Origin of the sequence: Klebsiella sp. GW_Kp181 (assembly GCF_040062315.1) — a bacterium.
GTDB lineage: Bacteria > Pseudomonadota > Gammaproteobacteria > Enterobacterales > Enterobacteriaceae > Klebsiella > Klebsiella oxytoca.
In genome coordinates this window covers 232,155-245,102 of the sequence record NZ_JBEAFR010000004.1, presented here as the reverse complement: position 1 = coordinate 245,102, position 12,948 = coordinate 232,155, and the positions used below count along the sequence as shown (strand labels likewise).

The following is a 12,948-nucleotide window of genomic DNA, read 5'->3' as shown; positions in this document are numbered from 1 at the left end:
CTGAGCAATGAGATACGGGGTCTGCTGGGGGAGTTCGGTGTGGTGTTGCCAGCGGGAATAGCGCAACTGCGTAAGGCGCTACCGGAGATAGTGTCGCAGCAGGTGCAGTGGGATGAGTGTTTTATTCGTCTGCTGTGCGAACTGTCAGAAGAGCTGCAGGGACTGGATGAGCGTGTCGCCCGCCACGACAGGCGGCTTCAGCAGTCAGCACGGGATGATATCCGGATAAAAAGACTGCTGGCGATAGAGGGGATGGGTCCGGTGGTGGCCAGTGCCCTGGTGGCTGCAGTGGGTGATGGCAGACAGTTCAGGAGCGGCCGGGAAATGGCGGCTTATCTGGGGCTGGTTCCGCGGCAGCACTCAAGCGGAGGAAAGGCGCGACTGGGCCATATCAGCAAGCGGGGGGACCGCTACGTGCGGACGCTGATAATCCATGGAGCGCGGGCAGTGCTGAATGCGTGTCAGAATAAAACTGACAGGCGCAGCCAGTGGTTGCAGGGGGTGTCGGAGAGACGAAACCGGAACATCGCGACGGTGGCGCTGGCGAACAAGAATGCCCGTATAGCATGGGCGCTGCTGAGTCGTGAAGAGGATTACCATGGGATACAGGTCACCGGTTAACCGGCGGCCAGTATCCCATGCGTTAAAAGAGCAATAACCTGCCGTAAGGTTGCAGCCAGAGAAGCGAGATGAGTAACAGGTAAGACCAGCATCAGTCACTCCGGCCTGGCCGAAGGCTCCCTGATAAGCAAAGCCGCTAGCCCGAATGGAAACAGATGCGCAGATAACATCATGGCCCGGATACGACGGTATCGTAAGAGAGGCCGGATATACGAACGCAACTTACCCCGTTACACAAAATGCAGAGATGGCTTGCATAACGGGAGGTGTCCATATACGGCTAAGCGTAGCGCGAGCCGGGAGATTCACGGGATGAAAATATCAGAACTCGGTTTTTGAGAAGCCGGTCATCTCTTTGAGGCCCATTTCGCGTCCCAGCGCGGTCATCGGGTGGACAACGACCAAACCGCGTACGCTTTTCTTAAGCTTGCCCATATCGGCCTGCTCTTTTTTGGTGATGGCGCGGCGATGCGGCATGCTCATCAGCTTTTGCGCTTCTTTGCTCAGCTTCTGGCCCTGAACCTCACGCAGGCGGACGAGCTCCGTCTCAATGGTGGTTTTCTCTTTTTCCAGTTCGGCGTACTTGTCAGCAGCTTCGACCAGTGACAGCTCGGCCTGCTGGTGGCGGATAGCATCAAGACGATCGCTCAGGCGCTTAATTTCGTTTTTTTCGACTTCTTTCATGGTGGTTTAATCTATTAAGAAAGGGGCATTATCAGACTATAGTATGTGCTGTCGCTTGGGTTGTGGGTAGTTATTTATCAAAACGACGCCATTTTTTTACCCTTAACAGGCGTAACGGCACAATATAACTTATTGAAAATTATTCCTGTTTCAAGGCAGAGTTGGCGAATACTCATTTCTGTGAAGCCTGTCGGCTGTTAAGCACGTTTTCCTCATCTGAAACGCTATTTTTGGCTAATCCTTAATAGGATCATTCCCCAGCAGAGGAGAGCGTGATGGCGAAAATAGGCGACGGCGTACCGCGTATTATTGATAAAGCCGTAGATTTTATGGCTTCAAGTCAGGCTTTTATGGAATATCTAAAAAAATCTCCGCGTTTGCAGCATATACCGCCGGATATTCCGGCTGATAAAGAAGCGCTGTTTCTGCGACGTCTTGAGTATTATCGTCAGCTTTATCGGCCGACGTGCGACCAGCAAGAGTCAGAATCAGAGCGTTGATTTTTGAAAGGCTTTTTTTAAGCTGATTTTAGAAATCAGCTCGGTCAGAGAAAGCATCATTGTTGAACGTACGACCTGCTGGTAGCGCAGCTTTTGCATTGCCAGCAGCTCCGCATCGCTATCATCGAATTGCGGCGTGGGCGGCAGGGCGGCGACGCAGTGCAGCTCGCCAAACGGTCCGAGGATCTCATCGTCGGTAAAACTGTACTCATTACCATCGTGATTCAACTCTTCGCGCATGGCCATCAGCAGTTCGGCATCTTCATATTCGGCGCGGCTAATCACCCCAAGGCCGTAGATCAGCTTCAGGCGTACGGAAAGGTCGCCCAGCGGCCCGTCGCCGTCCAGCAACGGCTCCACTGCGTATTTCACCGCGTAGTCGTCTTTACGGAATACCTGAAGCACCAGGATATTGACCGCTTCCGTCAGCAGTTCAACGGCGGCGATCAGGAAGCTTCGTACGGTTTTGCCAGCATTCAGACGTTCAAGCACACGGTTTTCAAATGCCTGTGTTTCTTCCATTATTGCCTGCATATCTGACATAAGTAATGGGCGCGGTTCGGACCGCGCCAGGTCTTGCCTCATTTGGTCGCGTTGTAGTCGTTAACGGCTTCCGCCACCACTTCGCTTGCCGCGTCCAGACCAGAAATCTGCGCCAGCGCGGCCTGTGGGCCTTTCTCGGCAATCAGCGCCGCCAGTTCCTGCGCCTGCGGATCGTCTTCGCTACGGAAGTGCATCGCCGCGGCGATCCCTTTCAGCAGATTCCGGTGCGGCAGGCCGTATTCCAGCGTACCAAGCAGCGGCTTAATTAAACGGTCGCCCGCGCTCAGTTTACGCAGCGGCTGGCGGCCAACGCGCTCAACGTCATCTTTCAAATACGGGTTCTCAAAGCGACCGAGAATTTTCTGGATGTAAGCAGCATGCTTCTGCGCGTCAAAGGCATAGCGTTTAATCAGCACCGCGCCGCTCTCTTCCATGGCCCCTTTAACCACAGCGCGAATCTTCTCATCAAGAATCGCGTCACGGATGGTCTGATGACCCGCCAGTTTTCCGAGGTAGGCGGTTATAGCATGTCCGGTGTTTAAGGTGAATAGCTTACGTTCGACAAATGCCATCAGATTATCGGTTAATTCCATACCGGGGATGTTCGGCAGTTCGCCTTTGAACTGGGTCTTGTCGACAATCCACTCGCTGAAGGTTTCCACGGTGACTTCCAGCGGATCGTGAGTAGCGGAAGCCGATGGCGGAACGATGCGGTCAACGGCGGAATCAACGAAGCCGACGTTGGCTTCAACCCAGGTTTTATCTTCTTCGGCCAGGGCGTTAAAGACATGTCCCTTCAGCTGGGTGGTACCGCGGACCATGTTCTCGCAGGCGATGATGTTGAGCGGGGCAGTAACCCCCTGCGCCTTACGTTTGACCAGGCCTTTGGCAATCGCCGGGGCGATGCGTTCCAGCACGACCGGGCCGACGGCGGTGGTCACCAGATCCACGCTGGCAATCAGCTCGACAACTTCGTCGCCGATGCTGCTGACGGCGTCAACGCCGGAAACGGTATCGACCTGCTCATTCTCGCCGACCACGTGAACCTGATAGCTATGACGGGCATTCAGGGCATCAAGCACGACCTGATTTACATCCGCGAACGTCAGCTGTATCCCCGCGTCCGCCAGCAGTTTGCCGATAAAACCACGACCGATATTACCTGCGCCAAAATGTAATGCTTTCATAGTATTAACCTTCAATTAATGTTTTTACCTGAGAGGGTTCGGGTGAAGCTTTTCCCTCACCCGAACCCTCTCCCCACGTATGAGGAGAGGCGGGCGTTGCCCGGCGCACTGCCGGGCTACAGGTTACGCTTTCAGCAGCGTCAGAACTTCTTCAACGCTGGTGGTTTTCGCCAGACGCTCAATCACCGACTCATCGTCCAGCGCGTTGGTCAGGCTGGTAATCACCTGGATATGCTCGTTATTACGGGCGGCGATACCGATAACCAGGCGAGCCACCTCATCCTCTTCTTCACCAAAGCGCACGCCTTCCGGGTACTGGCAGAAGACGATGCCGGTTTTCAGAACGCGGTCTTTGGCTTCAATGGTGCCGTGCGGTACCGCGATGGACTCACCCAGATAGGTGGAGGTCAGCTTTTCACGATCCAGCATCGCCTGGACGTATTCCGGTTCAACGTAGCCGCCTTTCACCAACTGTTCGCCGGCAAACAGAATCGCTTCTTCTTTCGTCGCCGCTTTACGGCCGAGGAAGATGTTCTCCGCGCCGAGTTTGAACAGGTTGGTGTCAGACACGTCGAAGCTGTCTTTCAGGCTATCGCGAACTTTCTCTTCGTTATCCGTGTGGCGCTGCGCCGCAACCAGACGTTCGGTCAGGCTGGTGTACAGGCCGCTGTCGAGGAAGTTAGTCAACGAAATATGCTGCGCCTGCGGCACCTGGCGCATCGCACGCTCGGTCAGGTCGCGGTGGGTGATGACCAGGTCAACATCCGGCGGCAGGTTGTTGATCGCACAGTTGGTGACGGAGATATTACTCAGTCCGGCATCGTGCACTTTTTTACGCAGCACGCCTGCGCCCATTGCGCTGGAGCCCATACCGGCATCGCAGGCAACGATGATTTTACGCACGTGGCTCAGGTCGTTAGCCACGTCTCCCGCGGCCAGCGGAGTGGCGCCGCCTTTGGACTGCGCTTTCATATCCTGCATACGGCGGGTTGCGGCCTCAATATCATCTTCTTCTTTAACTTTGCTGGTTTTCAGCAGCACGGCTGAAACCACGAAGGAGACGGCCATGGCGGCAACAATCGCGGCGATGTTAGCGAAGTAGGCGCCTTTCGGCGTCATTGCCAGCACGGCGAGGATGGAGCCCGGAGAGGCCGGAGAAACCAGACCGCCGTTGAGAAGGGTCAGGGTAAACACGCCGGTCATACCGCCGAGGATAACCGCCAGAATCAGGCGCGGGTTCATCAGTACGTACGGGAAGTAAATTTCGTGAATACCGCCGAGGAAGTGGATAATTGCCGCACCGCCCGCAGACTGTTTCGCGCTACCGCGACCAAAGAACATGTATGCCAGCAGGACGCCCATCCCCGGACCCGGGTTGGCTTCAATCAGGAAGAAAATAGATTTGCCGAGATCGTGAGACTGCTGGATGCCCAGCGGCGAGAAGATACCGTGGTTGATGGCGTTATTGAGGAACAGGATTTTTGCCGGTTCAACAAAGATAGACGCCAGCGGCAGCATGTCGTGCGCCACCATGAAGTTAACGCCCGCAGCCAGGATTTTCGACAGAACTTCAACTGCCGGGCCAATGCCGAGGAACGCCAGGATAGCGAGGATCATACCGATGATGCCTGCGGAGAAGTTATTCACCAGCATCTCAAAACCGGACTTGATCTTACCGTCTACCCACACGTCGAATTTTTTAATAGCCCAGCCGCCCAGTGGACCGGCGATCATGGAGCCGAGGAACATCGGCATATCCGCGCCGACGATAACGCCCATGGTGGTAATCGCGCCGACTACGCCGCCGCGCTCGCCGCCAACCAGCTTACCGCCGGTATAACCGATCAGCAGCGGCAGCAGATAGGTGATCATCGGACCGACCAGCTTCGCCAGCGTTTCGTTCGGTAACCATCCTGTCGGAATGAATAGTGCGGTGATAATACCCCACGCGATAAACGCGCCGATATTTGGCATCACCATATTGCTGAGGAAACGACCAAAGCTTTGCACTTTGATCTTGATATCGGATGACATAAAACACCCCTTCTTCTGTTTTTGCTATCGGCAGGCTGAAAGCCCGAGGCTTGTTGCTAATAAGGCGGCAGAGGTAGCCGGGCCCTGAGTGATAGTGCGAAATCTGGCACTGAATCGTTAAGCTGTCCAGTCGATGGATTTTTATGTGACTTGGATCACATGAATATAGGGCGACGAGGGTCTTTTGTAGTGATCTTCGTCACAAAATTGGTGTGTAAAAAAACAACAGACCCGGTTTTAAGAGGGGATAATGCATTTTTATGTGATTAAAATCACAAATTTACTTTGACGTTTTGTTGTTTATTTGTGATGTATATCACAAAATATTTTCACCTGGATTTTCCCTGATGTGATCTCGCGCAGGTTATACCGCGTTCCGCTTGCTGATGCGTCATTCAGCAACGCGAGGGCTTAAAGAACATTTTAGTCGTCAATGGCGAAAATGAAACGGGTGAATTATGCTCAATTTGTCCGCCTTTTTTTGTCGGGCCCGGCATACATCCTGGAAATAATTAGCGTAAATCCGAGGAAATTATGTTTCTCAATTATTTTGCGCTCGGCGTTCTGATCTTTGTATTTCTGGTGATTTTTTATGGAATCATCATTCTCCATGATATTCCTTATCTGATCGCGAAGAAACGTAACCACCCGCATGCCGATGCCATTCACGTTGCGGGTTGGGTGAGTCTTTTTACTCTGCACGTTATCTGGCCGTTTTTATGGATCTGGGCCACGCTTTATCGGCCTGAACGCGGCTGGGGGATGCAGCACCCGCGGGATGAGATGTCGCCGGAGGCGACGGAAAGCGAGGATGAACTTAGCGAACTGCGGCAACGGGTTATTGCGCTTGAAAAGCAGATAACGGGTATTCAGCCATCTACCCAATCCCCTACGGTGGAGAAATAACTCATGGATCTGCTGATTATTTTAACCTACGTGGCGATAGCCTGGTCGATATTTAAAATATTTAAGATCCCGGTAAATAAATGGACGGTTCCCACCGCGGCGCTGGGCGGCGTATTAATTGTTAGCGCGCTTATTTTATTAATGAACTACAACCATCCTTATACCTTCACTGCGCAGAAGGCGGTGATTTCTATTCCGATTACCCCGCAGGTTACCGGAGTGGTCAGCAGCGTTACGGATAAAGCCAATCAACGAGTTAAAAAGGGAGAGGTGCTGTTTACCATCGACCCGACACGTTATCAGGCGCGGGTCGACAGACTCCAGGCCGATCTTGTGACCGCGCTGCACAGTATCAATACCCTTAAAGCCCAGCTTTCTGAGGCTCAGGCCAACACCACGCGCGTTTCGGCGGAGCGCGACCGTCTGTATAAGGATTATCAGCGCTACCTGAAAGGAAGCCAGGCGCGGGTTAATCCGTTTTCGGAAAGCGATATCGATAATGCCCGGCAAAACTACCTCGCCCAGGATGCGATGGTGAAAGGATCGGTGGCGGAGCAGGCGCAAATTCAGAGTCAGCTCGACAGCATGGTTAACGGCGAGCAGTCTCAGATAGTGAGCCTCCGCGCGCAGCTGGCGGAGGCGAAATATAATCTTGACCAGACCACCGTGCGCGCGCCCAGCGACGGTTATATTACCCAGGTCCTGATTCGTCCCGGTACCTATGCCGCCTCGCTGCCTCTGCGGCCGGTGATGGTCTTTATTCCGCAACAGAAACGCCTCATCGTGGCGCAGTTCCGGCAAAATTCGCTGCTCAGGCTGGAGCAGGGCGACGATGCCGAAGCGGTGTTCAACGCGCTGCCGGGACAGGTCTTTCGCGGCAAGCTGGTGAGTATCCTGCCGGTCGTGCCGGGCGGAACATACCAGGCGCAGGGCACGCTGCAGGCACTGACGGTGACGCCGGGTACCGATGGCGTGCTGGCGACCATTGAGCTGGAGCCCAACGCTGCCGTCGACGCTCTGCCTGACGGGATCTATGCCCAGGTGGCGGTTTACTCCGATCATTTCACCCACGTTTCGGTGATGCGTAAAGTGCTACTGCGCATGACCAGCTGGATGCACTATCTCTATCTGGACCATTAGCGGGGTCAGTCTGGCATGGGGTGATTTCTCTCTCTGCTATTTGCCTGCGCCTGCGCCATACTTATTACTTTGTTGGCGAAAGGAGCAGGCAATGAAACTGATCGGCAGCTACACCAGTCCCTTTGTGCGCAAAATTTCCGTCATACTGCTGGAAAAAGCGATCCCCTTTGAGTTCGTCAACGAATTCCCTTACCACGAGACTAACGGCGTGGCGCAGTATAATCCGCTGGGAAAAGTGCCCGCGCTGGTCACCGATGACGGTGACTGCTGGTACGATTCTCCCATTATTGCTCAATACCTGGAGCTGCTCGGCATCGCCCCGGCTATGCTGCCTGCGGAACCGAAAGCCGCGCTGAAACTGCGTCAAATTGAGGCGCTGGCAGATGGGGTGATGGAGGCCGCGCAAACTCTGGTACGGGAGAAAGCGCGGCCAGCGGCGCAGCAGTCGGAAAGTGAACTGCTGCGCCAGCGCGAAAAGGTCGCGCGCGGTCTCGATGCGCTGGAAGGCTATGCGACTGACGGAACGTTGCGCCCTGATGAGGTTAATCTGGCGACCATTTCCGCAGCCTGCGCCATCGCTTATCTCAATTTCCGCCGCGTCGCGCCAGGCTGGTGCGCCACCCGACCGAAGCTGGTCCGTCTGGTGGATTCCCTCTTTCAGCGCGCCAGCTTTGCGCGCACCGAACCGCCGGTGAGTTGACCCAGGCAGGTAACAGTTTTCTCGTGAAGGGATTACAATTGCTGCTCATTTGTTGACTCCCTCTCCCGTCGGGAGGGGGGAAAATAGGCTCATTCATGACTACCGAGATTCGTGCGCTTTATACCCGGCTTCCGGCCATCGACCGTTTACTCCGCGATCCCGCATTCTCACCGCTGCTGATGCAATATGGTCACTTCCAGACGGTGGCGCTGCTGCGCCAGATGCTGGACGAGGCGCGGGAAAATATCCGTCAGAACCAGGCGCTGCCGGGCTGGTGCGATGACTGGCTGCAGGAAACGACGAGGCGGCTGGCGCTGACGCAGCAGAGCGCGCTGCGTCCGGTTTTTAACCTGACCGGTACCGTGTTGCACACCAATCTTGGCCGGGCGATTCAGGCGGAAGCGGCGGTTGAGGCGGTTGCCCGGGCGATGCGCGCGCCGGTGACGCTGGAATACGATCTTGATGATGCCGGACGCGGCCACCGCGACCGAGCGCTCGCCGACCTCCTGTGCCGTATCACCGGTGCGGAAGACGCCTGTATCGTCAATAACAACGCGGCGGCGGTACTGCTGATGCTGGCGGCGATCGCCGGCGGCAGCGAGGTGGTGGTGTCGCGCGGTGAGCTGGTGGAGATCGGAGGCGCGTTCCGTATTCCTGACGTGATGCGCCAGGCGGGCTGCGTTCTGCATGAAGTCGGTACCACTAACCGCACCCACGCGAAAGATTATCGTCAGGCGGTGAACGACAATACCGGCCTGCTGATGAAGGTGCATACCAGCAACTACAGCATTGAGGGCTTCACGAAAGCGGTCGATGAAGCGGAGCTGGCCGAGCTGGGGCGCGAGTTGAATATCCCGGTGGTGGCCGATCTCGGTAGCGGTTCGCTGGTAGATTTAAGCCAGTACGGCCTGCCGAAAGAGCCGATGCCGCAGGAGATGATTGCCGCAGGCGTCAGCCTGGTGAGCTTCTCAGGTGATAAACTGCTGGGGGGCCCGCAGGCGGGAATCATCGTCGGCAAAAAATCGCTAATCGCCCGTTTGCAGAGCCATCCGCTCAAGCGCGCCCTGCGGGCGGATAAAATGACCCTCGCGGCCCTGGAAGCCACGCTGCGCCTCTATCTGCACCCGGAAAAGTTGGCCGCAGAGCTGCCGACTCTACGCCTGCTGACTCGTCAGGCGGATGACATTCGTCAGCAGGCCGAACGTATACGAACGGCTCTGGTCGCGCATTATGCTGATTTTGACCTGCGGGTTGAGCCATGCCTGTCGCAGATCGGCAGCGGCTCGCTGCCGGTGGACCGCTTGCCCAGCGCGGCGTTGACGTTGACTCCGCGCGATGGTCGCGGCAGCCAGCTGGAGGCCCTGGCGGCACGCTGGCGTCTGCTGTCCGTGCCGGTTATTGGCAGGATCTATGATGGCCGCCTGTGGCTGGACCTGCGCTGTCTTGAGGATGAAACCCGGTTTATGGAGATGTTACTGAGATGATTATTGCCACCGCCGGACACGTTGATCACGGCAAAACCACGTTGCTGCAGGCGATAACCGGCATCAACGCCGATCGCCTGCCGGAAGAGAAAGCGCGCGGGATGACAATCGATCTGGGCTACGCCTACTGGCCGCAGCCCGACGGGCGGGTACTGGGGTTTATCGACGTACCCGGTCACGAAAAGTTTTTGTCCAACATGCTGGCCGGTGTCGGCGGTATCGATCACGCGCTGCTGGTGGTGGCCTGCGATGATGGGGTGATGGCGCAGACGCGCGAACATCTGGCGATCCTCCAGCTTACCGGGCAGCCGACGTTAACCGTCGCGCTGACCAAAGCTGACCGCGTAGAAGCAACTCGGATCGAGGAGGTAAAGGCGGAAATCGATGCGGCGCTGGCGGAGTTCGGCTTTACCGGCGCGACCCTGTTTACCGTCGCGGCGACGGAAGGGCGGGGCATTGACGAGCTGCGCGAGCATCTCCTGCGCCTTGCCGCGCGCGCGCATCCGCAGCGTCAGCGTTTTCGCCTGGCGATCGACCGGGCATTTACCGTCAAAGGCGCGGGGCTGGTGGTTACCGGGACGGCGCTATCCGGCGAGGTCAACGTTGGCGAGACGCTGTGGCTGACCGGCGTGGATAAACCGATGCGCGTGCGCGGTCTGCACGCGCAAAATCAGCCGGTTGAGCAGGCCCGGGCCGGCCAGCGTATTGCCCTGAATATTGTCGGCGATGCGCAAAAAGAGGACCTCAATCGCGGCGACTGGCTGCTCTCGGTACAGCCCCCGGAAGCCTCTGACCGGGTCATTGTCGAGCTCCAGTGCCACACGCCGCTTAGCCAGTGGCAGCCGCTGCATATCCACCACGCCGCCTGCCATATTACCGGCCGGGTGTCGCTGCTTGAAGGCGCGCTGGCGGAGCTGGTCCTCGATACGCCGCTGCGGCTGGCGGATAATGACCGTCTGGTGCTGCGCGATATTTCCGCGCGCCTGACGCTCGCCGGTGCGCGAGTGGTGACGCTCAATCCGCCGCGCCGGGGCAAGCGTAAGCCGGAGTATTTACAGTGGCTGCACGCGCTGGCTGCTGCGCAAAGCGATGACGTCCAGGCGCTGGATATTCACCTTCAGCGCGATGCGGTGCGTCTCGATGATTTCGCCTGGGCGCGTCAGCTCAGTAGCGATGGCCTCAACGCGCTGATTAACCGCCCTGACTATCTACAGGCGGGAAAGAGCCTGTTGAACGCCCCGCTCGCCGCGCGCTGGCAGCGCAAGCTGCTTGAAGCCCTCGCGCGCTATCACGATCAGCATCGCGATGAGCCGGGACCGGGCCGCGAACGGCTGCGGCGTATTGCGCTGCCGATGGAAGATGAAGCGCTGGTGCTGCTGCTGATTGAGCAAATGCGAGAAAGCGGTATTGTTCATAGCCACCACGGCTGGCTGCATCTGCCGGAACATAAAGCGGGCTTTACCGACGAGCAGCAGGCCATCTGGCAGCGGGTCGCCGGACTGTTTGCCGATGAGCCCTGGTGGGTTCGCGATCTGGCGCGGGAAGCCTGCGTGGAAGAGTCGTTAATGCGTGCGGTGCTTCGCCAGGCGGCGCAGCAGGGGATGATTACCGCGATCGTCAAAGATCGCTACTATCGCAACGATCGGATCGTGGAGTTTGCCAAAATGATCCGTGAACTGGATCTGGAAAGGGGGTCAACCTGCGCGGCGGATTTCCGCGATACGCTGAACGTCGGGCGCAAGCTGGCGATTCAGATCCTCGAGTATTTTGACCGCATCGGTTTTACTCGCCGTCGCGGTAACGACCATATTCTGCGGGATAAGGCATTGTTCATAAAAGAATAAACAGAAGTTGCCGGAGGCGCCTGGCCGGGCTATCAGGTCTGGTCTGATGGCCCGGGCAGCGGGTTGCATTAACCCCGCTCGGTGGAAGAGATGCGCAGAGTCAGCGGGCGAAACTGGCCGTAAATCCATAATCCGAGCCAGGCCAGGCTGCCGACGATGCCGGTCAACACCAGCGCCAGGATGAAGCAGAAGATCGGGCTGATAATAATCGCGCTGAAGCCATGGACAGCTTCTCCGTTCCAGCGCAGCGTCAGTAAATTGACGCCAACCGCCGCGAGAATGCCGTTTAAAAGGCCGAGCGGCACTAATGAGCAGGTCAGGCCGATAAGCAGGATTTTATAAATACTGCCCGCGCTCATTTTTTTTAAAGAAACGGTAATGAATTCATCCATAAATCAAAAGATCCTGTTCTAAAACACCGGGAGACATGACGTCGCTTGCGCCATCAGACCCCCGCTAGCAGCGGGAGGCGGGAGAAAGTATGTGGCCTGGGAGCGAGGGGGGTCAATCTGAAAATAGCCCGCTTATTGCTGCTTCTGAGTTCGTTTCTCTGTTGTTACCCTGATTCGCACTGCGCCCTGAAATGGCGGGAGCGAAGCGTTTACTCAAGCCGCTGCGCGAGACGGCAGAGGCGATTTCTCGCGAACTGGGCTTTTCCGTGCGGGAAGGCTAAGGCAGATGACCTAATTGTCCCGGGCATCTGAGAGAAAACGCCGCTGACTCCATTCAGGATCAAGGCGCGGAAGAGGCTTTTTCTGGCACTCTGCATTTTTATCCCTAATGGAGCAAGGATGAACCGGTTTATTATCGCGGATGCGCAAAAGTGCATCGGCTGCCGTACCTGTGAAGTCGCCTGCGTAGTGTCCCATCAGCAGAATCAGGATTGTTCTGGCGTATCCGCTACGCGCTTTGCACCGCGGATCCGCGTGGTAAAGAATGATGAACTTTCGACGGCGACGTTGTGCCGCCAGTGTGAAGATGCGCCCTGCGCCAACGTCTGCCCCGAGGGCGCTATCCGCCGAGAAAATTCGGTCTGGCGCGTGGATCAGCGCCGCTGCATTGGGTGCAAAAGCTGCATGGTGGCGTGCCCCTATGGCGCGATGACGGTGATGCGGGTGGAGGAGGGCGTACAGGCGCTGAAGTGCGATTTGTGCAGCCATCGTGAAGAGGGCCCGGCCTGCGTGGCGGCATGCCCGACGCAGGCGCTACGCTGCATAGAGCCCATGGAGCTGGAAAGAATAGCCGCTGAACGTCGCCAGCGGATGGCGCTGGCGACGTAGCGACGTGTTACCCGGAGGCGGCGCG

The 12,948-nt window shown here is 56.9% G+C and carries 13 protein-coding genes and 1 pseudogene; 9 read left to right on the top strand and 5 right to left on the bottom strand.

Annotated elements, in window-relative coordinates; translation table 11 throughout:
- The coding region (locus ABLV11_RS05270; RefSeq protein WP_163471051.1) for an IS110 family transposase at positions 1-621 on the top strand (621 nt) is incomplete at its 5' end.
- Positions 622-942: 321 nt separating this feature from the next.
- On the opposite strand, the gene ABLV11_RS05265 is transcribed toward ABLV11_RS05270, so the two are convergent.
- The gene (locus tag ABLV11_RS05265; RefSeq protein ID WP_004106830.1) at positions 943-1,305 is read right to left on the bottom strand and encodes a YibL family ribosome-associated protein; all 363 of its coding nucleotides are present in this window, start codon (positions 1,303-1,305) and stop codon (positions 943-945) included.
- Between the two features lie 275 nt (positions 1,306-1,580).
- Between ABLV11_RS05265 and ABLV11_RS05260 the strand changes: the two genes are divergently transcribed.
- Complete coding sequence (locus tag ABLV11_RS05260) at positions 1,581-1,805, top strand: hypothetical protein (protein WP_004106828.1); 225 nt, start codon at positions 1,581-1,583, stop codon at positions 1,803-1,805.
- Here the strand turns inward: ABLV11_RS05260 and mtlR are convergent.
- The 3 genes from mtlR to mtlA form a co-directional block, all read right to left on the bottom strand.
- Entirely contained in the window at positions 1,794-2,390 is a 597-nt protein-coding gene (mtlR, locus tag ABLV11_RS05255) for a mannitol operon repressor MtlR (protein ID WP_024274809.1), read from the bottom strand. The two genes, ABLV11_RS05260 and mtlR, sit on opposite strands and share 12 nt — an antisense overlap.
- Positions 2,387-3,535, bottom strand: coding sequence for a mannitol-1-phosphate 5-dehydrogenase (mtlD, locus tag ABLV11_RS05250; RefSeq protein ID WP_126488037.1), 1,149 nt, complete (start codon positions 3,533-3,535; stop codon positions 2,387-2,389). The genes mtlR and mtlD overlap by 4 nt, the downstream gene beginning before the upstream one ends.
- Positions 3,536-3,658: 123 nt before the next feature.
- Positions 3,659-5,569, bottom strand: a complete 1,911-nt coding sequence (gene mtlA / locus ABLV11_RS05245; RefSeq protein WP_126488039.1) for a PTS mannitol transporter subunit IICBA — start codon at positions 5,567-5,569, stop codon at positions 3,659-3,661.
- 534 nt (positions 5,570-6,103) lie between these two features.
- Here mtlA and ABLV11_RS05240 point away from each other — a divergent pair.
- The 5 genes from ABLV11_RS05240 (at position 6,104) to selB (ending at position 11,643) form a co-directional block, all read left to right on the top strand.
- Complete coding sequence (locus tag ABLV11_RS05240; protein ID WP_023321767.1) at positions 6,104-6,475, top strand: DUF3302 domain-containing protein; 372 nt, start codon at positions 6,104-6,106, stop codon at positions 6,473-6,475.
- A gap of 3 nt (positions 6,476-6,478) precedes the next feature.
- Complete coding sequence (locus ABLV11_RS05235) at positions 6,479-7,615, top strand: HlyD family secretion protein (protein ID WP_004106821.1); 1,137 nt, start codon at positions 6,479-6,481, stop codon at positions 7,613-7,615.
- 91 nt (positions 7,616-7,706) lie between these two features.
- A complete protein-coding gene (locus ABLV11_RS05230) occupies positions 7,707-8,315 on the top strand; it encodes a glutathione S-transferase (protein WP_126488041.1) in 609 nt (202 codons plus the stop codon).
- A 95-nt stretch (positions 8,316-8,410) separates the two neighbouring features.
- Entirely contained in the window at positions 8,411-9,799 is a 1,389-nt protein-coding gene (gene selA, locus ABLV11_RS05225; RefSeq protein WP_126488043.1) for an L-seryl-tRNA(Sec) selenium transferase, read from the top strand.
- On the top strand, positions 9,796-11,643 hold the full coding sequence (gene selB / locus ABLV11_RS05220; RefSeq protein ID WP_126488045.1) for a selenocysteine-specific translation elongation factor: 1,848 nt from the start codon (positions 9,796-9,798) through the stop codon (positions 11,641-11,643). Before selA ends, selB begins: the two co-directional genes overlap by 4 nt.
- Positions 11,644-11,711: 68 nt before the next feature.
- Here the strand turns inward: selB and ABLV11_RS05215 are convergent, their stop codons facing one another.
- Entirely contained in the window at positions 11,712-12,035 is a 324-nt protein-coding gene (locus ABLV11_RS05215) for a hypothetical protein (RefSeq protein ID WP_126488047.1), read from the bottom strand.
- 197 nt (positions 12,036-12,232) lie between these two features.
- On the opposite strand from ABLV11_RS05215, the pseudogene ABLV11_RS05210 reads away from it, so the two are divergent.
- Both ABLV11_RS05210 and ABLV11_RS05205 read left to right on the top strand, forming a co-directional pair.
- Positions 12,233-12,316 (top strand): annotated as a pseudogene (locus ABLV11_RS05210) (IclR family transcriptional regulator); the annotation flags it as partial.
- A 118-nt stretch (positions 12,317-12,434) separates the two neighbouring features.
- Positions 12,435-12,923, top strand: a complete 489-nt coding sequence (locus tag ABLV11_RS05205) for a 4Fe-4S binding protein (protein WP_126488049.1) — start codon at positions 12,435-12,437, stop codon at positions 12,921-12,923.
- Positions 12,924-12,948: the final 25 nt, after the last annotated feature.

Excerpts from the sequence above, each read along its gene's own strand:
- ABLV11_RS05205 (WP_126488049.1), top strand. The coding sequence starts at position 12,435 with ATGAACCGGTTTATTATCGCGGATGCGCAAAAGTGCATCGGCTGCCGT.
- mtlD (WP_126488037.1), bottom strand. The coding sequence starts at position 3,535 with ATGAAAGCATTACATTTTGGCGCAGGTAATATCGGTCGTGGTTTTATC.
- ABLV11_RS05235 (WP_004106821.1), top strand. The coding sequence starts at position 6,479 with ATGGATCTGCTGATTATTTTAACCTACGTGGCGATAGCCTGGTCGATA.
- ABLV11_RS05260 (WP_004106828.1), top strand. The coding sequence starts at position 1,581 with ATGGCGAAAATAGGCGACGGCGTACCGCGTATTATTGATAAAGCCGTA.
- selB (WP_126488045.1), top strand. The coding sequence starts at position 9,796 with ATGATTATTGCCACCGCCGGACACGTTGATCACGGCAAAACCACGTTG.
- ABLV11_RS05230 (WP_126488041.1), top strand. The coding sequence starts at position 7,707 with ATGAAACTGATCGGCAGCTACACCAGTCCCTTTGTGCGCAAAATTTCC.
- ABLV11_RS05240 (WP_023321767.1), top strand. The coding sequence starts at position 6,104 with ATGTTTCTCAATTATTTTGCGCTCGGCGTTCTGATCTTTGTATTTCTG.
- mtlR (WP_024274809.1), bottom strand. The coding sequence starts at position 2,390 with ATGAGGCAAGACCTGGCGCGGTCCGAACCGCGCCCATTACTTATGTCA.
- ABLV11_RS05215 (WP_126488047.1), bottom strand. The coding sequence starts at position 12,035 with ATGGATGAATTCATTACCGTTTCTTTAAAAAAAATGAGCGCGGGCAGT.
- selA (WP_126488043.1), top strand. The coding sequence starts at position 8,411 with ATGACTACCGAGATTCGTGCGCTTTATACCCGGCTTCCGGCCATCGAC.
- mtlA (WP_126488039.1), bottom strand. The coding sequence starts at position 5,569 with ATGTCATCCGATATCAAGATCAAAGTGCAAAGCTTTGGTCGTTTCCTC.
- ABLV11_RS05265 (WP_004106830.1), bottom strand. The coding sequence starts at position 1,305 with ATGAAAGAAGTCGAAAAAAACGAAATTAAGCGCCTGAGCGATCGTCTT.